Source organism: Cupriavidus sp. D39 (genome assembly GCF_026627925.1).
GTDB classification, from domain to species: Bacteria; Pseudomonadota; Gammaproteobacteria; order Burkholderiales; family Burkholderiaceae; genus Cupriavidus; species Cupriavidus ulmosensis.
In genome coordinates, this window is record NZ_JAPNLE010000008.1 from 1 (window position 1) to 18,888 (window position 18,888).

Annotated in this window: 21 protein-coding genes and 3 pseudogenes; 14 read left to right on the forward strand and 10 right to left on the reverse strand. The window is 61.3% G+C overall.

Features of this window, described 5'->3' with window-relative positions; translation table 11 throughout:
• Positions 1 to 90: 90 nt before the first annotated feature.
• From OMK73_RS11070 to OMK73_RS11095, 6 genes and pseudogenes are all read left to right on the forward strand, one after another.
• The gene (locus OMK73_RS11070) at positions 91 to 1,302 is read left to right on the forward strand and encodes a DUF1173 family protein (RefSeq protein ID WP_267602103.1); all 1,212 of its coding nucleotides are present in this window, start codon (positions 91 to 93) and stop codon (positions 1,300 to 1,302) included.
• 4 nt (positions 1,303 to 1,306) lie between these two features.
• Positions 1,307 to 1,654 (forward strand): hypothetical protein, encoded by a 348-nt coding sequence (locus OMK73_RS11075; protein WP_267602104.1) that lies wholly within the window; start codon positions 1,307 to 1,309, stop codon positions 1,652 to 1,654.
• Positions 1,655 to 1,705: 51 nt separating this feature from the next.
• Positions 1,706 to 1,981, forward strand: a complete 276-nt coding sequence (locus OMK73_RS11080) for a hypothetical protein (protein ID WP_267602105.1) — start codon at positions 1,706 to 1,708, stop codon at positions 1,979 to 1,981.
• Positions 1,974 to 2,942 (forward strand): phage Gp37/Gp68 family protein, encoded by a 969-nt coding sequence (locus OMK73_RS11085; protein ID WP_267602106.1) that lies wholly within the window; start codon positions 1,974 to 1,976, stop codon positions 2,940 to 2,942. Before OMK73_RS11080 ends, OMK73_RS11085 begins: the two co-directional genes overlap by 8 nt.
• The gene (locus tag OMK73_RS11090; RefSeq protein WP_267602107.1) at positions 2,939 to 3,226 is read left to right on the forward strand and encodes a hypothetical protein; all 288 of its coding nucleotides are present in this window, start codon (positions 2,939 to 2,941) and stop codon (positions 3,224 to 3,226) included. The genes OMK73_RS11085 and OMK73_RS11090 overlap by 4 nt, the downstream gene beginning before the upstream one ends.
• Positions 3,227 to 3,255: 29 nt before the next feature.
• Positions 3,256 to 4,649, forward strand: a pseudogene (locus OMK73_RS11095) (IS701 family transposase).
• Positions 4,650 to 5,069: 420 nt separating this feature from the next.
• On the opposite strand, the gene OMK73_RS11100 reads toward OMK73_RS11095, so the two are convergent.
• Positions 5,070 to 6,221, reverse strand: coding sequence for an IS110 family transposase (locus tag OMK73_RS11100; RefSeq protein ID WP_267602108.1), 1,152 nt, complete (start codon positions 6,219 to 6,221; stop codon positions 5,070 to 5,072).
• Between the two features lie 255 nt (positions 6,222 to 6,476).
• On the opposite strand from OMK73_RS11100, the gene OMK73_RS11105 reads away from it, so the two are divergent.
• The 3 genes and pseudogenes from OMK73_RS11105 to OMK73_RS11110 all read left to right on the forward strand — a co-directional run bounded on the left by OMK73_RS11105 (position 6,477) and on the right by OMK73_RS11110 (position 7,871).
• On the forward strand, positions 6,477 to 6,932 hold the full coding sequence (locus OMK73_RS11105) for a hypothetical protein (protein WP_267602109.1): 456 nt from the start codon (positions 6,477 to 6,479) through the stop codon (positions 6,930 to 6,932).
• 124 nt (positions 6,933 to 7,056) lie between these two features.
• Positions 7,057 to 7,209: pseudogene (locus OMK73_RS38290) on the forward strand (hypothetical protein); the annotation flags it as partial.
• A gap of 74 nt (positions 7,210 to 7,283) precedes the next feature.
• Complete coding sequence (locus OMK73_RS11110) at positions 7,284 to 7,871, forward strand: DNA/RNA non-specific endonuclease (protein ID WP_267602110.1); 588 nt, start codon at positions 7,284 to 7,286, stop codon at positions 7,869 to 7,871.
• Between the two features lie 86 nt (positions 7,872 to 7,957).
• Here OMK73_RS11110 and OMK73_RS11115 read toward each other — a convergent pair whose 3' ends face one another.
• On the reverse strand, positions 7,958 to 9,151 hold the full coding sequence (locus OMK73_RS11115; RefSeq protein ID WP_267602111.1) for an integrase domain-containing protein: 1,194 nt from the start codon (positions 9,149 to 9,151) through the stop codon (positions 7,958 to 7,960).
• 1,099 nt (positions 9,152 to 10,250) lie between these two features.
• On the opposite strand from OMK73_RS11115, the pseudogene OMK73_RS11120 reads away from it, so the two are divergent.
• The 3 genes and pseudogenes from OMK73_RS11120 (at position 10,251) to OMK73_RS11130 (ending at position 11,945) form a co-directional block, all read left to right on the forward strand.
• Positions 10,251 to 11,253 (forward strand): annotated as a pseudogene (locus tag OMK73_RS11120) (PRTRC system protein D).
• 14 nt (positions 11,254 to 11,267) lie between these two features.
• On the forward strand, positions 11,268 to 11,726 hold the full coding sequence (locus tag OMK73_RS11125; protein WP_267602112.1) for a hypothetical protein: 459 nt from the start codon (positions 11,268 to 11,270) through the stop codon (positions 11,724 to 11,726).
• 87 nt (positions 11,727 to 11,813) lie between these two features.
• Complete coding sequence (locus OMK73_RS11130; RefSeq protein WP_267602113.1) at positions 11,814 to 11,945, forward strand: hypothetical protein; 132 nt, start codon at positions 11,814 to 11,816, stop codon at positions 11,943 to 11,945.
• A 67-nt stretch (positions 11,946 to 12,012) separates the two neighbouring features.
• Here OMK73_RS11130 and OMK73_RS11135 read toward each other — a convergent pair whose 3' ends face one another.
• The 8 genes from OMK73_RS11135 to OMK73_RS11170 form a co-directional block, all read right to left on the reverse strand.
• The gene (locus OMK73_RS11135) at positions 12,013 to 12,225 is read right to left on the reverse strand and encodes a hypothetical protein (RefSeq protein WP_267602114.1); all 213 of its coding nucleotides are present in this window, start codon (positions 12,223 to 12,225) and stop codon (positions 12,013 to 12,015) included.
• Positions 12,226 to 12,327: 102 nt separating this feature from the next.
• Entirely contained in the window at positions 12,328 to 12,696 is a 369-nt protein-coding gene (locus OMK73_RS11140; protein WP_267602115.1) for a toprim domain-containing protein, read from the reverse strand.
• A 20-nt stretch (positions 12,697 to 12,716) separates the two neighbouring features.
• A complete protein-coding gene (locus tag OMK73_RS11145; RefSeq protein ID WP_420715519.1) occupies positions 12,717 to 13,118 on the reverse strand; it encodes a DUF7146 domain-containing protein in 402 nt (133 codons plus the stop codon).
• Positions 13,028 to 13,399, reverse strand: a complete 372-nt coding sequence (locus OMK73_RS11150; protein WP_267602117.1) for a primase-helicase zinc-binding domain-containing protein — start codon at positions 13,397 to 13,399, stop codon at positions 13,028 to 13,030. Before OMK73_RS11150 ends, OMK73_RS11145 begins: the two co-directional genes overlap by 91 nt.
• 239 nt (positions 13,400 to 13,638) lie before the next feature.
• Complete coding sequence (locus OMK73_RS11155; protein ID WP_267602118.1) at positions 13,639 to 14,169, reverse strand: single-stranded DNA-binding protein; 531 nt, start codon at positions 14,167 to 14,169, stop codon at positions 13,639 to 13,641.
• Between the two features lie 18 nt (positions 14,170 to 14,187).
• A complete protein-coding gene (locus OMK73_RS11160) occupies positions 14,188 to 14,463 on the reverse strand; it encodes a hypothetical protein (RefSeq protein WP_267602119.1) in 276 nt (91 codons plus the stop codon).
• Between the two features lie 486 nt (positions 14,464 to 14,949).
• Positions 14,950 to 15,378 carry a hypothetical protein gene (locus tag OMK73_RS11165; RefSeq protein ID WP_267602120.1) on the reverse strand — a complete coding sequence of 143 codons (429 nt, stop codon included), beginning with the start codon at positions 15,376 to 15,378 and terminating at the stop codon, positions 14,950 to 14,952.
• A gap of 234 nt (positions 15,379 to 15,612) precedes the next feature.
• Positions 15,613 to 15,792 (reverse strand): hypothetical protein, encoded by a 180-nt coding sequence (locus tag OMK73_RS11170; RefSeq protein WP_267602121.1) that lies wholly within the window; start codon positions 15,790 to 15,792, stop codon positions 15,613 to 15,615.
• Positions 15,793 to 16,408: 616 nt separating this feature from the next.
• Here OMK73_RS11170 and OMK73_RS11175 point away from each other — a divergent pair.
• Both OMK73_RS11175 and OMK73_RS11180 read left to right on the forward strand, forming a co-directional pair.
• A complete protein-coding gene (locus OMK73_RS11175) occupies positions 16,409 to 17,620 on the forward strand; it encodes a hypothetical protein (RefSeq protein WP_267602122.1) in 1,212 nt (403 codons plus the stop codon).
• Positions 17,621 to 18,016: 396 nt separating this feature from the next.
• On the forward strand, positions 18,017 to 18,823 hold the full coding sequence (locus tag OMK73_RS11180) for a FlhC family transcriptional regulator (RefSeq protein ID WP_267602123.1): 807 nt from the start codon (positions 18,017 to 18,019) through the stop codon (positions 18,821 to 18,823).
• Positions 18,824 to 18,888 lie beyond the last annotated feature (65 nt).

An 18,888-nucleotide genomic window follows, 5' to 3' on the forward strand; every position in this document is an offset into this window, starting at 1 on the left:
TCGGCGCGACCCGGGCAAAGCAGCTGCTGGACACGTCCGAGGTTCACCGCGACATACAACGCGTCTTTCTCGACGCAGGAGTCTAAAATCATGCCGCAAATCCGAATTGGCGCCGAGGAGCACGACCTCAACGACGTGCAGGAACACCCCGGCCGCTACTCGCGCGTCCTTGAAACGGCCAAGATCCGGCCGGGCTATGCTGAGTGCGGTTGCACCACCAGCCGGCCGCGGCCTCGGGTCGTGATCCGACGCCACCGGGACATCTTCCTGCTCGCACGCTGGCCCGATGAGGCCCATCTCCATGACAAGGCATGCCCGTTTCACCGCAAGCAGGGGCAGAGCGGGAGGGCAGGCACGTCACTCGATGCGTTTCGGCAGGACGATGGTATCCACGACATCCGGCTGGATCTCTCCATGGTTGTCAGCTCCAAGTCCCCGGCTCGGCCGAAGAGCGCGGCGACCTCGCCGAAAGCAGCCCGAGCACAGCGCCGTAGCGCCGGCCTGTTAGCGTTCTTGGAGTATGCCTGGGAGCGCGCCGGCCTCAATGTCTGGCCTGGCTCTGGTCGTCGAAATTGGAGCGCCTTCTGGTCGCATCTCACGACTGAACTGGACGGTTGCCGCATCAATGGCAACGCCGACGAGACGGTACTGCACGTCATGCAGCCGTGGCATCCAGATCGCAAGGAGCAGATCCTGGCCGACCTTGCCGCATTCCAGGCGCGACTCGCACCGACGCCAACGACAACGCCACGCGGCGTCGTCATCGGCGAAATCGACAGCATTGGCCTGAGCAAATTTGGATACCAGCTGATCCTTCGCCAGAGCAGGAATGTCTACTATATGTCCAAGGCCCTGTACGCCAAGCTGTGCGAATCCTATTCGCCCGCTGTATCGGCAATTGGCCAACCCGAACGTCGCGCGATCGCGGTCCTCGCCGTGGAACTGACCGCGAGCGGAAACCGTAGCGTCGTCGACATGGCTGCCTTGCTCGCGAACCGCGATTTCATCCCCTGTGACTCGTCGTTCGAGGTCGAGATGGCTGATCACCTTGTTTCCCACGGCCGGGCATTCGAGAAGCCGGTACGACACGTCGACCGGAAGGCCGTCCACCCGGACTTCGTCCTGAGCGACTGCGCCTCCCCCACGGTCATCGAGGTGCTTGGCATGTCCGGCAACGCGGTCTACGACGCGCGCCAGGCTGAGAAGCGGGCCTACTATCGGCGGGAAGGGATCGCCTGCATCGAGTGGACACCGTCGGCACAGCCCCTGGCGTCGCTAGTCCTGCCCCCAGCTGCCCAATAGGACCATGCCTGAAGAAGCTCAAGTCCTCTCAGACCCGCTAATCGCCCAGGCCCTGGCCATCGTACAAGCCAATCGCGCCGGATCGATCCCCCTGCTGCAACGCCGGCTGGCTGTCGACCCGCTGACAGCCGAAGCGCTTTTGCAGGCCATAGCGAAGGAGACCGGCGTGATTCAACGGCTTCCTGGCGGCGTGTACACCTACACGCCGCCGGCCATCGCCAGGGAACTCGACGCATTGCGCGCCTTCGCCAGACAAGCACTGTCCGCGTCTCAAGACCGCCTTCTGGACAACGCTGCATTGACTGCGCTGGCGGCCGCACATGGTCTCGCGCCTCAGGTCGACGAAGCTTGACACCGAGGCTCGGGCGCTACGCTTGTGGAGGACAAAACTCTGAACGCAAAAATGGGCTACATCAATCCGCTATTCCAATTGCCTGCAGCTGATAGCTTGCGCCGCCTCCCGCTCGAACAACGGCGCGCGATTGCATTGGTGTTTCGCCAGCTACGAGATCAGGCCAACACGGAGGCAGAGCAGGCGTGGCGCCGACGCAAGGGACCGATGGCCGCCTATTGGCGATCCGTGGCCACCTACGCCCGCCATACGGCGCACGTCCTTGAGCAGAAGACGGCCACCGCGGCCCCCGAAGACACTTCCCAACGACAATCGTCCAATGGCTGAGCAAACTGCTATCGCTTGGTGCGACAGCACCTTTAATCCCTGGATGGGCTGCACCAAGGTCAGCCCGGCCTGCGACCATTGCTACGCGGAAGTCTCGACACCCGCCCGCGCCTCGGGGATATCCTGGGGACCAACGGCAGAGCGCAGACGCACGACCGCGGCAAACTGGGGACAGCCGCTGCGTTGGCATGCGCGCCGCGCCGAGTTCGAAACGGCACACAACCGCCGCCGCCGCGTATTCTGCGCAAGCCTGGCCGATGTGTTCGACAATGCCGTTGACCCCCAGTGGCGCCAGGATCTGTTTGAGCTGATCCGCGCCACGCCATCGCTCGACTGGCTGTTGCTAACGAAGCGCATTGGCAATGCCCCGTCGATGCTGCCCCCGGATTGGGGCGCCGGCTGGCGCAATGTGTGGCTCGGCGCCACCGTCTGCAACCAGGCCGAGGCCGATCGCGACGTGCCAAAGCTGTTGAGCGTGCCTGCGGCGATCCATTGGCTCAGCGTCGAGCCGCTTCTCAGCAGGATCTCGCTGAATCCTATCTGGTTGCGTAGCGATCCCTTTGAGACCCAACCGCCGCGGCGCGTGGGCTCCGAACAGGTCGACTGGGTCGTCGTCGGCGGAGAGAGCGGCCCCAACGCACGGCCGATGCATCCCATTTGGCCCCGCGACCTCCGTGACCAATGCCGTGAAGCCGGCGTTCCGTTCCTGTTTAAGCAACACGGCGAATGGCTGCCTCTGAATGAGGTGCCGACGGAGCCTGGACGGATGGTTTATGCAAGCGACTCTCAGGGCGAGCTCCGCTCAGCCGCCGCCGCGCTCATGAAGATGGTCGGAAGGACGGTAGCCGGGCGGCACCTCGATGGCCAATTGCATGACGCCTTTCCAATCTTTCGACAACAAATGACCGAGCAATGCCGAGGGCTCCAGCCAACCGGTCACCCTTCCCACCCGCCACAATGATTAGCAATACAAACGACTTTACCGACGAGGCAAGCATCGCGACCATTCTGGCCATCCGCGGTGCCATTCAGTTGGGCATGCGGGGCGGCCCTCAGGGTCCAGCCGGCCATTGGCTCAATGAATTCTGGCATGTCGGACAAGCTGCGGCCCAGGACGCCCAGCTCGTCTCCGGCTTTCAGCGGAAGGCCGCCCAGGAGTTGCTGGCGACGTCTTACAGCTACCTAATCTTACTGTGTCACAAAAACGACAATTACTGTGTCAATAATATTGAATTTCAGTTATAACCAAGATTCCATCGTGGCAAGAGGCGGCAATGGGAAATCTGGCGGAATTCGATCGTTATATTGAGTACCTATGCGTGGCGTTGGATCATGTGGATCGAAACGTCGGATTGCAGGACTATTGTCGAGGCCTCATGTTGCCGATCCAGCGCAAGAGTGTTGAGCCTCTGGCTGCGCATACCGATCCGCTACACGTGGCTGCCAAGCACCAATCGTTACATCACTTCGTGGCCAAGGCGGGATGGTCGGACAGTGCCGTGATGTCGCGCGTTCGCGACTGGGTTGTGCCACACCTCGGGTTGGACAGTGGCTGCTACTGGATTATCGATGACACCGGGTTCCCGAAGAAGGGAACGCATTCAGTTGGCGTCGCGCGCCAATACTGCGGTCAACTGGGCAAGCAGGACAACTGCCAGGTGGCGGTCAGTCTTTCGCTGGCCAGCGTCCAGGGCAGCATTCCTGTCGCCTATCAACTGTATTTGCCCAAAGACTGGGCGAGTGACCCGGTGCGCAAGAAGAAGGCCGGGGTGCCGGACGGCATGACGTTCGCGACCAAGCCGGAAATTGCTCTGGCGCAAATGCGTGAGGCGCTCGCCTCGGGCGTGCCGATGGGCGTGGTGCTGGCGGACGCCGGGTATGGCGATGAAACCGCCTTTCGCGATGGCATTACTGAGATGGGCATGCCGTATGCAGTCGGCATACGGCCGGGGACTACGGTATGGGCGCCCGGCACCGCGCCGCTGCCGCCCAAGGCATGGAGCGGTCGCGGCATACGGCCGACGAAGCTGCGTCGGGAGCCTGGACACCAACCGGTGACGGTGAAGGCCTTGGCGATGGACTTGCCGCAGCAAGTCTATCGCACGGTCACCTGGCGGGAAGGCTCCAACACTGAACTGTCCTCCCGCTTCGCCGCCGTGCGGGTTCGCCCTGCTCATCGCGACTACCTGGGCACGCAGATGCGTCCCGAGGAGTGGCTACTGATCGAATGGCCCGAAGGAGAAGCCGAGCCGGTGAAATACTTCCTCTCTACCGGTCCGTCCGATGCCACCCTGGAACAATTGGTCTTCGTCACCAAGATGCGCTGGCGTATCGAGCGCGACTATCAGGAACTCAAGCAGGAGTTCGGCCTCGCGCACTATGAAGGCCGCGGCTGGAGGGGCTTTCATCACCATGCCACCCTGTGTATTGCGGCCTACGCCTTCCTCGTCGCTATGCGCCTCAATCAGAGCACCTCAAAAAAAACCGTGCTCAACCAGAAACGCCTTCCTTACCCAAGGATTACGTCCCTCGCGGCAGCCGGACGAGTGCAGCGCCACGTGGCTGAGTCGATTTCGACGCTGCGGCTACTCATCGCTCGTGCCATTATCAACCGGCTCCGCCGGTGTCCATGCTGCTGGGATGTGAAGCTAAATTTGTGACACAGTAAGACTTCTATGGGGCATTGGAAGTCAAGCCCTTTGAGGATCCATTTTCTGCAGGTCGATTCCCCTGTTTGAGTCGGTGCCGCGGGTTATCCACGGCCGGCCAGCGGGTCGTCTGCCACGACCACGACGCTGGCCGGCGGTGGATAACCCGCAGACGAAGACCTCTGCCTGTATTGAGGAGTCCTTTGCATAAAGCGATGCATCGAGAGGATTTAGGCGGGGTGCGTGATGTCCGGGCGGTTGCCCGGGGCCAACTCTATCCGTGCCGGCACTAGGCCGGTCACCACATACCGCATGCGCAATGCGCTGGTACCACCCCATTACTGCACGCCCCATCTAAAACTACGACTGCCCGTCGGGTAATCCTCCTACTGTCCGGGCGTGCTAACCTTCCACTCCTGTTGTCGCTCGAGGTTTGTCGTTCAGGTCTCCACCACTTCGCTGCCCGGCAGCTTGAGCCTTGCCCCGGCCGGAATCTCACCATATTCCAGATAGCGCCACAGGGCGATCGCCAGCCGCCGCGCCAGTGCGACAATGCCGATCCGTCGCATGCGCTTGCCGGCGAGGGCAAAGCGCTGATTGAACCATTGGCTCAACTGGCTGGCCGGCTGGAAGCGCAGCCAGCTCCACGCGAGCTCGACCATCAACCATCGGCTGCGTTTGTTGCCGGCCTTGCTGATGCCCTGCTCGACGTCGCTGGTGCCGCTTGCGTAGGGCGTCGGCGCCAGGCCCAGGCAGCCGGCAAGTTCATGCCGGTTGTGAAACCGCCGCCAGCCAAACAGTTCCTTGACCAGGGTCCATGCACTTCCCGTGCCGATACCTGCCAGCCGGGCGAGCAGTGCGATCGCGGGTTGTGCGCCGCTGCGGACCTGATGCTGCTGGAGTGTCTCAAGCGCCCTGATCTGCTTGGCTACCAGCGTTAGGCGCTCGAACTCGCGCTCAATCTCGGCGCGCAAACCTGGCAATAGTCGCTCGGCGTGCTGAGTCCACCAGCCCACCCACGCGCGCCCACCGATGCGCTCGACTCGCAGGTTGTGCAGCACCAGCAGCGAACGGATCCGGTTGCTGTGCGCGGTGCGTTCCTGCCGCAGGCGCCCAAGTTCCCGGTGCACGCGCCGCTCATCCTCCTGCTCCGGGCTGGGGATCCGCGCAACGGCCCACACCCGCCGTTCACCAGCGTGGTAGCGCATCAGCATCGACAGCAGCTTGTCGCTGTCGAGCCGGTCCGTCTTTGCGCGGCGCGCGCGCCGGTTGACTTCGATACTGGCCGAGTCCACGACGAGGTTGGCGATCCCTTGTTCGGTCAGCCAGCGGTGCAGCCAGAAGCCGTCACGGCCGGCCTCGTAGCAACTGCGCACCGGCGCCTGCGCGGCCAGGCCGCAACGTGCCTTGGCCCTCGTGATCGCTGTCAGCACAGATGCCGTATCCCCTGCCGCGACCGAGCATCGGCTCGGCGCGCGTACGCCGTCACCCAGCGACAGCTTCCAGCTCTTGTCACCCAATTCGAAGGCGACATACAGCCAACCGATGACTGCCGTATCCTGCCCTTGAAGGGCTGTGTCAGGCGCATTCATTTGCGTGCTCCTTTCGAAAAACGAGTGTCCGATTCCTCGTTTTACTCCAGGGGGCTTACCTCCGCGACCCTTACATAGTATCTAATGTCCGCGACCATTCCTTGAAGCGGCATAATCCCGGGTTTCCACCCGGATGTTCGCCATGGATGGACTCATCCCCTGCGCCCACTGTGAAGGTGAGGCGCTTTTTCTTGCCGGCCGCCTGGAAGCCGTCGTCACCTGCGCCGAGTGCGGAATCTCGACGCCCCCTGCACGATGGATGAGGGCCGGGACGCCGCCTTTGCCCGCCTGCAGGCCATTTGGATCACGCGGGCGGACCATCGCCCCACCGACAAGCACAAGATTGCGGCGCTGGCGCGACAGGAGCTAACCACTTCCGACCTCCCCTATTTCCTGAACCTGCTTGCCGCAAACAATGGGGACTGGGCCACACAGGGCCCAATCTTCGCTGCCATGGCCGCACGCCTGGCACAGCCGGAGACGCGCCTTCAGACGCTCTTGCCTGTCGCGCCCGTGCTCGAAGATGCCGGACGGTACCGAAAGCTCGTTCGCCGTGCCAGGCTGATCCGCATCGATGGCAAGCCCTGGATCCGGATCGATCCATTCGAAGCGACGGTTGCGGAACTCATCGATGAAGACCGGGAGGGGTTCGGGCTGATTGAGGACCTGGTTGCAAACGCGGTCGACCAGCTGCCGGCGGCGGCGCCTTGACATCGGCGGGCGCACGGCAAGATAGAAGCACGATCACTCCAAGAGAAACCATGCTTCGCCACTTCCTGTTCGCCGGCCTGATCTCAACCGCAGCGGGCTTCGCATACGCCGACGGCTCCGCCGCATGCGGAAAGCTCTTCCTCAATTCCACTCCCCCAGCCTGGTTACTGCACAGGGGCGCACACAGCAGCTCTGCCTCAGTAGCTATGCCGTGCTGTCGAACACGACGCTTCGAGCGCCGCATTGGTCCGCAGAACGGCTCACGGGGGATGCTGTGATGTCGGCACGCCAGCTGGCCCGCGACAGCGACTTCTACGAAGAACCACGTCTCCCCCGTCCGGCCGCGCTGCATTGGCCGACTTCGCTCGCTCCGGCTACGATCGCGGCCACCTCGCGCCCTCGGGAGACTTCGCCGACAAGGCCGGGCAGGCCGACAGCTTCAGCCTTGCCAATGTGGTGCCGCAAGACCCGGCAAGTAACCGTCGCCTGTGGAGCCACATCGAGACGTCCGCCAGGCGGCTGGCCCGCCAGCATGGCGCGGTCTACGTCGTGACCGGAGCAGTCTACGGCCCGGCGCCGCTGCGCCTTCGAGACCGCGTGGCAGTGCCCCGCTATCTTTGGAAGGCAATCGCTATCCCGAATGCCGGCGCTGCAGCCTATATTGCACGCAATGATGGCAAGCTGCTTTACTCGGTCATCAGCATCGAAGAACTCGCCCGATTCGCCGGCGTCGATCCGTTCCCGGCGCTCTCCCGTTCTGCGCGGCAGAACGCCATCGACCTGCCACCGCCGACCCCGCACCCGGGCGAGAAGACTGGTCGCCTCGCACCCCTTGGCGCGCTCACAAAGGCTGAGTCCTCCGGCGAGGCCGAGGCTACGCGCTTTCAAGACTCGCCCGCCGCACGGTTCGTCATGGCCGTGGCCACCCTCCATTTCTGAATCGACTTCCCATGCCACAGATCCAATCCTTCTCCCGCCTGCTCCACCGCTACCGTGGGCGCATCATCGATGCAACGGCCTTGGTCTTACTGTTCGTCTACCTCTCCTGGTGCTTTGGCAAGTAGCGCCTGCGAATCTTCGGTCCCCAACACCCGATACAGCTTGGCCCGCGAGATCCCGAGCGCCTTCGCGGCGCTCGCTTTGTTTCCGGCCGCCGCCAGCACCGCCTCCCTAACCTGTCCCACAGTGACGACAGGCTTTCCCAGCGTCGACATCGTCTGGAAGCTCGATAGGTAGGCGTTCGCCTTGCTGGCCCGGCTATGTCCGGCCGCGCTCACTACCCGCTCCATCGCGTCCCGGTGCGCGGCCGGGTCTAGGACCTTCCCGCCTCCCTTGACCGCAGCCGGGCGCCCGGCGATGCGTTCGTACATCTCTTGAAGATACTGGTGCCGCAGACCGTGGGCCGTCACGCCCTCGCCTTTCTTCGTCACCCCATGCTTCTCCAGCACCGCGTAGAACCGTCGGCGCCACTGCTTCTGGTTGTACTGCGCCGGGATCATCGATTCGCGGCCCGGGTTCACCTGGGCTGCAACCTGCGCCGCCTCGACTAGAAGGTCATACTGCCAATCGAACTCGATCGGGACATGCCGGGGCCGGCCGCCCTTCGTCCCCTCCCGCACGAACAGCTGCCCGCTAGGCAGCAAGTCCATCCGCGGGCGCAGCCGCCAGCTTTCCTGCGCGCGCAGCCCGAACCCCGCCTCGATACGGAGCTGAAGGCCGACATAGCGATCCGTCTGGGTGATCTTCTCGATCAGCTCCGTCGCCCGTACCGCGTTGCCCGTCCAAGACCGGTCTGACTGCGCCACATAGCTGCGCTGATAGCCCTCCGGCCGTTCCACATAGTCATCCAGCTTCCCGACCAATCCGGCCTTTCCCATCCACGCACACAGCGCGCGCAGGTGGGATAGCCGTAGCTCGACCGAGCCGACCGCCATCCCGCGCTCCAGCACCCACCGGCGCACCAGCCATCGGATGTGCTTCTGCCGCAGGCTGTAGGGCGAGGTCAACCCGAAGCCGCCATCGTGCAGCTCCACGGCCATGCTCAGCAGAATCTGCGCCCGTTGGCGCTGGGTGGTCTGCGACAGCCCGCGTCCGCTAACCCGGGTCTCACTGTGGGCGCGATGCAGGTTCTCGCCCGCCAGTACTGCGAACTCGGATTTGAACCGCTCGGGAAGAGAATAAGCCGCCAGTAGCGGCCGAAGCTGAATTGTACGAAGCATGCCGTCTTTGCTCTGTGTGCCCGCGATAGACGAGCAACGCCAACTCGCACCGTTGCGAGCCATCTTGGTGCGGCGCCCCGAACGCCACATCCAACCTTCCTCGCGGCGCACCACCACCGCGTTTGCTGAGTCCCCCTCAACCTGGTCCCACTTCCCATCCTTTAGCGATAGCAACCGATCAGCCAGATGCATGGAAGCAATGCCATCCGACTGTCCACAGTGCGCTCAGGCTAGCTGCCTGGCGCCCGCGGCCGACCTCCCCAGTCGCATCGTTCGATGCCGGTTGGCGACGACCAGGGTTCATGCCCTGCCCGACGCCACCCCTAAACCTATGGGGGCCGATTCCTGTTGCGCATTTCTGGTGCCGGCTGCGCCTACCGGGTCGTCATCTTCAGGAGCACGTAGGACAGACCGTCATGGCCTGCACGTATTACTCCCCACCCCAAAGCCAGATCATCTCCACCGCAGTGTGTCGAGCTTCGTGATCCGTGCCCAGCCATCCGGCTGAAAGGGTGCGTGTCATGTAGGAAAAGTCCCGAACACTGTCCGGTGTCCGGCTTCGGACTCGTCCTTACTCTGGTCTACTTTCACAAGTAGCCCGCTGATCGGCTTGTTATCGCGGTGTCCGGTGTCCTCACTGTCCAACACTGGCCACTTGATTTGATTGAAAAAAATGCCGGTGCATTGTCCGGCCTGAACATAGAAGCGATCCGCACGTGTTCGTGCAGGTGCTGAGGGGTGCCGCGCAAGTGGCGGCGAGGTCGATGCGTCGGGGACGCTGGGTGTGGGACAGAGAATAAGGGATGGCGCTGGACATCGCAACCGGGAAAGCGCGCGCCATTTCGAAGATCTCGCGCCCTTGACAACGCTTCAGGGCAGGTAGATTCAAAGGGTCGGCAGCAAGGGCACTATCGGGGCAGATTAGGGGCAGTTTGCGGGACCATCATGGCCCGCATACGGCACCGACTCAGTCCATACCGCTCAAGGGCACATCGGGGGCACTTTACGGACCCGATACGCCACCCGAAACGCCCAGCGCCCTATGCGCACGCGGACCCTTCCGGCCGACGACTCTCATCACACAATTGGAGCAGCAAAAATGAAACTCGGTACGGTCGCGGTCGACGTTGGCTATGGAAACACGAAATTCGCTTACGGCATGGGCGCCGAGACGGTCCACCGTATGTTCCCGTCCCTCGCGCCGCCGGCATCGGCGAACACGCTTGACTGCGAACGGCGGCGGCTTCTTCAAGGCCCGCGACGTCGTCAACGTCATGGTCGAGGGCAGCCATTATGAGGTCGGCCCTGACGTCTCAATCAGCACGGCCTATGGCAACACCGGCCGCACACTGTCCGAGGACTTCGTGACCACGCCCGAATACGCTGCGCTGCTAGGCGGCGCGCTCCACTACACTGGCGCAACCGAGATCACGCAGCTGATGCTGGGCCTGCCGGTTCACACCGTCCAGAAATATGCCGCCTACCTCAAGGAGCGCTTCTGCGGACGACACGACTTCGGCCAGGGGCAGGTCGTCGTACATAACGTGGTGGGACTGCCCCAGCCGCTGGGCTCCCTTGTCACGTTCATGCGCCAAAGCGGTAGCGCCTACGACAGCGAGAACTCTCACCTGGTGATCGATGTGGGTTACTTCACCACCGATTGGGTTGTGGCCCGTGGCTTCACGATGGACGACCGCCGCAGTGGAGGCGTGCCTGGCGGTGCAGCCCGTATCTATCAGCAGATCGCAGCCATGATCTCCGAGCAGGAAGGCGAAACCGTCACGAGCATCGAGCGTATCGACAAGGCACTGCGCGAGAGCAAGCCGTTTCTCTTCTACGACAAGGAGATTGCGCTCCAGCCGCTGCTGGAACAAGGACGCGCGGTGTGCCAGACCGCGGTGAAGGAAATGCAGACCCGTGTTGGTCGGACCGAGGACATTCGCTCGATCGTGCTCACCGGTGGTGGTGGCTCCCTTTACTTTCCGGCGATCCGGGCTGCGTTCCCACGCACCCGTATCGAAGTGCTCAAGTCTCCGTGCTTCGGCAACGTCAACGGCTTCTACGAAATCGGGGCATCGCGTCAAGCACGCGCTGCAGCTTGAATGGGACGGTCGCGATGGACAAGCTAACGATCAAGTTGACGTTCACGGAGTTCGACAATCCGGAACTGATCGACCATCTCACCGCGATCGAGAGCGCTCGCCATCGCGCCCGTGCGCTCCGGCGTCTGGCGGAGATTGGACTGGCGGCCCAACGCATGGGCCTGCGATTGCCACCCTCCGGATTGCTTGAGGCTTCGGCGCCGAGCGTTCGCGCCACCCATGCCCAGGCCACGCGAGCGCCTACCACTCCCAAGCCCGTGCGGGAGAGCTTCGAGCACGTCGCCATCCCCTCCACGCCGCCCCTCGCGCCCTTGCCAGCACCAACGCCGGCACCAGCGCCGCCCAGCATATCGGCGGTCGTTGCCGCAGATCATCAATGGGCCGACCGTCAGCCTACCTGCCGGACACGGAGCAAGCAGGTGCCGAGGCCGGACTACCCGCGACCGCGCTCCTCGATCTCAACAACGCGATGAGTCGGTTCTTCTAGCCGGCTTGCGCCTTGACACGGTTCGGCTGAACGATAGACTGAATCCAATCACCGCCAACTTTTCGGAGGCCCAATGTTCGACTACCTCGCATCGCTCGACTACGACAAGATGGGACGCCTCTGGGCTGCGGCCGGCGCGGCATGGGCACTCTACGAATGCGCCCTCATGCTGGGAAAGGCCTGGCTCGCCCGCACGCGCGGATAGTTCTCCCGATCCTAGAAACGACAAAAGCCCGGCAGATGCCGGGCTTTTGTCGTCATGATCGTCGTGTTTAGTGCACCGCTGTAGGCTGCACACAGAAGGCAAATGCAGCGTCGAAGCTATCCTCCGTGCGCTGGAACTGTTCCGCACGGTTGGGTCCTCGGCGGTAGACATAGAAGCTCTGCGCCTCAGACTGGCTGGCGGCCTGTACGTCGCCGTCCGCTGTGGTGCGCATTGCACGAATGGCCAGGTGGCCAACAAAAACAGTGAATCCCTTCTGCATATCGACCTCGCTCAGAGAGCTGCCCGCAGACGGATTCGCCCCGTGGGCGAACCCACAGGGCAGTGTTGGAAATAAGCGCACCGACGTGCGCGGCTTCAAGAACTATGAGATGACCAATCCTGGCGAGCGTGCGGCGATCCCGCGCAGGCTATAGGCCGTAGCCCATTGGTCACAAAAATCGGTTCCGCGAACCAGTGGCCGATGCAGCACCACGGTGAAACCCTCCGCGCGGAGCCGGCGCTGCAACGTCAACGCATCGGCCATGCCAGGAGACTTCCCGGTCTTTGCGTCGATCTGATCGAAGTCCGCAAAGATGTGCACCGTGTGGATACCAAGTCCTGGTGGAACGACGAACTGGCTCAGCATTACACGATTCAGGCAAGACCAGACCGGCACCCCATGCAACATGTAGGCGCCGTAGGCCGTTTCCAGCCCCTCAGCGACGCCAATCACTCCGTCGACTGGCGCCATCAACCGCACCGCCCCGCCCGCTAGGGGAGCGCGCTAACCTCGTTGCGCTTGTTATTCAGGATCTCACCGGCAGGGCAAACGATTGTGGCTTTGCTTGGCTTCTCGGCATCCAGATAGGTCCGATGCAAGGTAGCCATGCGGCCATCCGGTAAGGTGAACCGACAGACAAGCGCCCAATAGGTATCGAGCACATTCCCACCATGCCAGTACTCCAGCTGCGCCAGACGAATTGCCGTAGACGGTGCCACATCCAACCCTCGGACACGTTGGCTCAAGTAAGACATGGCACGATCGCCGGGGCGCAAGGGCTGCGCACCTCCCCAGATCCGATCTAGACGAGCTGCGGCCTTCGCGGGATCCAACCGACGACGAGGTGCAACAGCGGGCAGTGCGCGATCGCGCTGCGCCACCGGTGCAGGCATACGCTCCCCTCGATTTCAAGGGCCAACTGGATGAAAGACATGCCAGTGAAACGGCAAATGAGCTGAAGCCCATCTCCCGCCATCGGGCTGCCATCCTTGCACTTGCGGCAGACCCAATCACCACGGCCCGACTTGTTGTCGTACGTGAAGCGATCTGTGCCACCACAGATGGGGCAAGGACCAGGATTGCCGGTCAAGCAGCTGACTGGCAGCTGGTACTGCAACAACAAGGCCTCCCACTGCGCGGGAGTCCAATTCGCGATTATCTTTCGCAATTTCATGGTGATTTCTCCAGATGGGAGGTTGGGTCGATGCCTGAGACAGGCAGAGGAACGCTTGCTCAAGGCACGACCCGGGCGGCCAGATCGTGTCTTCAGCATGACGAGCTACCACTGGGAACAGACAGACGAGAGCACGCTTCTGCGTGCCGTAGCGATGCGCCACGAATGCCGGCGTATGCCGGTATTCGTGGGCTAAACAGTCAAATCAGCTTACTTAATGATACGTTTAGAGCACTAAATTAGAACGGTATATCGTCGTCCATGTCCTCAAAACCATTGGACGGAGCAGGAGCAGATTGCTGTCGGCGAGCACCGCCGCCCTGTTGGCCGCGAGCGTTAGCACCGGCGGCACCGGTCCCACCATTCCGGGCACCGTATCCGCTATTCCGGCTCTCACCCCCACCATGCGAGTCGTCTGCGCCGCCACCATTGCTCTGGCGCGACCCCAGCATCTGCATCTGTTCAGCCACGATCTCCGTGCTGTACTTCTCCGCGCCCGCCTGGTCGGTCCACTTGCGCGTGCGGATGCGGCCCTCGATATAGACCTGGGAGCCCTTCTTCAGGTACTCCGCTGCGATCTCGGCCAACTTGCCGAAGAATGCGATGCGATGCCACTCGGTCGATTCCTTCATCTCACCGCTGGTCTTGTCCTTGTAGCGATCGGTCGTGGCCAGGCGAATGTTGGTCACGGCGTCACCGCTGGGCAGATAGCGGGTCTCGGGATCCGCTCCAAGGTTGCCGACAAGAATGACTTTGTTGATAGAGGCCATAGGCCCTCCTTTGAAGTGTTAATGAATGCGGGACACAGACCAGAGCCATTTGTCCCAAAAGATTTGATTGCCCGTGGCGTCGAGCTTCGGTTCCCCGTTGCCGCGGAACGCCTGCACCTTGACCTTTCGCAATCGCTTGATGCGAACGGAGTCACCCACCTTGCAGCCGGCTTCCGCCAGCGCGTCTTTGAGGCCTTCACCGTGAAGACTGCGCTCGCCTGAAGGGGTCTCCAGCCACACCGTGAATGATTCGTAGGATCGACCAGGTTTCTTGCGATCCGGATAGGTGGCCAAGCCCCAACTCTTGAGCGTTCCGCCCGCCTCGGCGTGCCTTGCATCGCCGGGGCCAGACTCCGCTCTCGCAGTCGGTGTCGCCGGCCGCGTTGGCGTCGGCTCCGTCCTCGCCGCAGGGCATCCCTCCTGGCCTTTGCGCGAGGAAGCATGCTGTGAAGCACCCTCCGGCACCTTGCCTGCCCTCACAGCAAGCTCAACGGCTTCGCCAAGAGAGAGGCCCTGGCTCACTGATACCAGCTTCCAGTAGGGAACCACCAAAGGCAGCAGCTTTTGACCGAAGTCAGTAGTGCCGACCACGCGCTCGAAGGTCGCAACAAAATGCGCGACGCCAGAGGCCTCCTTGCGAAACAGGTGGGGGTGCCACCGATTGCCAACTGCGCCTCGTTCGACGCACCAATACCGACACGAACATCCTTGGTAGCGGGTGTTGGCGAAGTGCCCAACAAGGCTTCCAACATCGTTCTGAGGAATCGCATGTTCGTCACCTCATACCAGCGTGCCTCGCGACAGCAGCCGAACCTCGCCGAGGTCCCGCGCTAGCCGGGGATTGTTGAGGATCACGTCCTGCATCGTCTCGGGGTCGATTGCGTTGACGGCGCAGACATAGCGGTATGGCAGTGCGCCGTCCCACATCTCGAAGATCCACCCAAGCGTCATGGCGTAATCCTCATGGTCGACGGCACGGTTGGTCATGCGAGCACGGAGCATCTCTGCGCAGTCGAGCAGGGACTCCGGCATGTTGTCGCCGCGGCGACTGTCACACGCGAGGCCGATCAGCGCGTCGACCATCTTCTCGCGCACGTCTTCATTCCAGGTGTGAGGGTCAGGAAGGGGGTCGGGGTTCTTGGCGGGAGCAACGACAGCTGACTCGCCACCAAAGATATCGAGTTGCCAGCCGATGAGATTGGCTTCCATTTTGGGTTCTCCATGCGAGCACCCGATGGACCACCTGTCGGCGGGTAGCGGGTACCCGGAACAGGTGAGGGGCCCGCCCTCTTGACGAGGGCAGGTATGGCTTAGGAACGACTGCTCGTTCCCGAGCGCGGGAAGGGTGTGATCACAGCAGACTTCGCATACTGCGGCGTAAAGCTGCGATCTTCGTCAACAGGCGGGCTTGCCTGCGACGATTTATGACGCGGTACGACAACGTCAGGAGCGGCAGGGGTCGCTTTGCTCGCCATAGCCGGCCACCGAGTGATAGACCATCGAAACGACAACGATCACCACGAAGAACGCGACAAGCGCGCTATGCGATGCCAGGTAGAGAACCATGACGTAGATGAACAAACGGATTGGCGACTTGATGGCGCGAACGAAGAAGGATTCCATGGTTTTCTCTCCAGAAAACAGATTGCAGTGGATGTCCTGGCGACGGCCAGGAAAGTTCGATGCTCAGAAGAGCAAGGAATCCTTCAAACGACAAAGCGCTTGCGTCATGCCTAGGCATCACGCAAGCACGCTGAGGCGTGGCGGGGATATCGGAAACCGGTGATGCCGGCATCCAGAGGGCAAGGGCGTGGTACCCCTGCGAAGTCGATGCGTCTAGGACGCTGATGTCCCTTCACTCTACATCGTGTTGGGTCCGACTATTCCGCAGAAAGCTCTCAGATTTGTGCGGTCTTTTCGGGGAATAGTGTCAATCATGATTAACGCATGACGGGCACCTCTTCTTTTACGACAGATATAAATCCCACTTAAGTCGGCCCCCAACTGTAGGGTTAAACCCCTAAACATTAGAGTCATTCATGCCGATAGCTGCTAGTTCTTGGGCGTCTTTTCGGGCCTAAAGCGATGCAAAAGATCGGAGCTTTCACCGCGCACAACCGCGCCCTGCTTTCGTACTCTTTCACTCGCGACACGCCGCCCTTGACAAAAAAAGTTCGGGCTAGGCTAAGGACTACGCGCACCTTTGCGCAGATAACGACAATTGGAAGAAACAACGCGGATGACCAAACCTAACCAGCAGGAGATCGCCCGGCGCCAGCCTCAGCTGCCCCCGGCCTTCGAGTTCCCCATCACCAATGAGATCGACCGGGTCACGCACGAGCTACGAGACACGTTGCGCGGCCAAATTAGCGATGAAACGATTGAAGCGATTGTCCAGGCCACGCGCGTGGTTCGCGGCTCGATCCAACGCATCAAGACCGAACACGTCACTATTGGCGGCCAACTCTCGCTGATTGACAATGCCTTGACCGATGATCTGATCATGGCCCTCGGAGATAATCGCGGCGCTCGCAACAAGGCGCACACCCTGTTCTATGTGATCGCCGAGAAAGCGTTCGACCTCAAGAAGGCCAGCGCACGTATCTACATGTCTTCCTATCGGAAGTTTCTGGACGAAACCGGTGCCCTTTCGACATTCAACCAAGGCGAAATGGCGATCCTTATAAGGTCCGACATTACCCTGGATGAAGTCGACCTTCTCGTGGAGGAGAAAACCAAGAACCCGAAAATGAAGCGGTCAGAGATCCGCCCATTTATCGAGAGACTTCGCGCGAAGGAAATTGAGATTCAGGATGTTCAGAACAAGCTCGAACTGGCCGCCAATGAGTTGGCCGACAGCACGGCTGAGCATTCCGAAAAGGATTTCGAGATTCGCCGCCTGCGCGAGCAGATCACACAGTTGAAAGGCGAACGGCAGGAAGCCGAATCCGCCCTCTCCTCCAGCAAGAACGATCTTTCTCGCGCCAATTCCGCCTTCAGCCGGTTACAGATGGCGATCGATGAGACCGAGAAGGAAAATCAGCGCCTGAAGGAAGCGGTCGCAGTCTCCAACGCCAAGGGTAAGCAAGGTACCCAACCCAATACGGTTGAGATTATTCCGCCTGGCTATGCGAGCCTGGAAGACGCGCTCACAGCGATGAATGAGCGCATGTCGGTGGCGAAGCGAGAAATGGATAATCTCCTCGCAGAACGCGCCCGACTGGAAGTTGAGGTACGCGACGCAGAAACCAGACTCGCGTCGAGTCGCGACGTACATAACGAGTTGACCCAGCTCCTAACAGATTTTGAGCGCCTCATTTCTTCGTTCTCTGCACTGCAGCTTACCGTTCAGCTTGAAAACAAGAAGGACATGTATCGGTCAACGTTTGAGGTGCTCGCGGGTTTCGCCAACCGCTTGAGCAACGACTTGCAGGCCTACATCTCCAAATAAATAATCGCGTCGAGAAAATATAATGATCATTAGCCAGGGTAGCAACACATTCAACGGACTGAAACTCTCCCGCATGACACAGGATCGCATTCGATCCGCGAACTACTATTTGACGGACTTCTTGACGGAAGCCCTCGGTTCGCATCGGGACTTTGAGCTGACGCTGCGTGTCAGCAAGAAGAACCTAGACTCGATTCGCACCAATGAGGCAGCCTACCGGGACCTGATGGGGACCCCCTTCCTCGTGGTGACACCCACGCTCACGGAAGTAAACGACTGGAAGAGCCTGACCGACCATACCACCAGCACACTGGCCATCGACAAGCTGCGCAAGGACACCCCCAGGCTCAACGGCCAAGATCAGATCCGGTTGTTCTACAACAACCGGCAATACCTGTGGATGCTGGTCGAGCTGCTTCATACCAGCGTCCTTGCCGCCCCCTGCTCGGCATCAGCCAGGAACTGGCCGACTACCTGCGCAAGGTCCCCCAGCACGTGCTGGATCTCGGAATCGCCCAGGTCGAGTTTCCGATCTTCCGGTGGCGGATCTCCAGCAAGCTCTTCTGGACTGAGTATCAATCAGACCGTATCAGCCCAGAGGCGCTGGCGCATTACTTCTTGGCGTCGACGCCCATTCGGGCCGATCGCCTGGAGCACAAGCACTCATGGTCCAATTTGCGACTGCACCGATACCAGTCGAAGGTCTACAGCGAGATGCTGATTCGGCAGCACTGCCGCGCTTCCACTGTTGGCTCCCTGCTCGCCATCAGCCTGACGACCAGCCGCCGCCTTTACATGGACATTCACGGCGTCTCGTCACCTAGCGGCAAGGTACCCAGCTCCCTGAATTGGTACTTCGAGGCCCCAACCTATCGTCAGCAAGCAACGATGATGGTCTCGCTGTATCGGATGGCCCTGGCCACTGGCTCCAACGTCCCAGCCGCATTCATTGCAGCCTTCGACATCATGCAGAGCCTCTTCGGATCTGATCTCAAGCTGACTGCGGATCGCGCCTGCCACATCTGCCGAGCGATGGCGTCCAGCGCGGAAGTCGAACTGGCGCCTTGCCGGATTTGCAGCACGCCATATCTGATCGCAAACACTGGCCCTCGGATCGAGCTGTCTCACAACTTCGCGTGCCCGAGCTGCTCTGCCTCCCTCAGCCATCAGACCGTCGCGAAACGCAAGCGGCGCGATAAGTAGTGGGTCAGACCGAAATCTGTACTTTCCATTAGAATCGGCGCTTTTGCCCTAATCGTCAGGACATT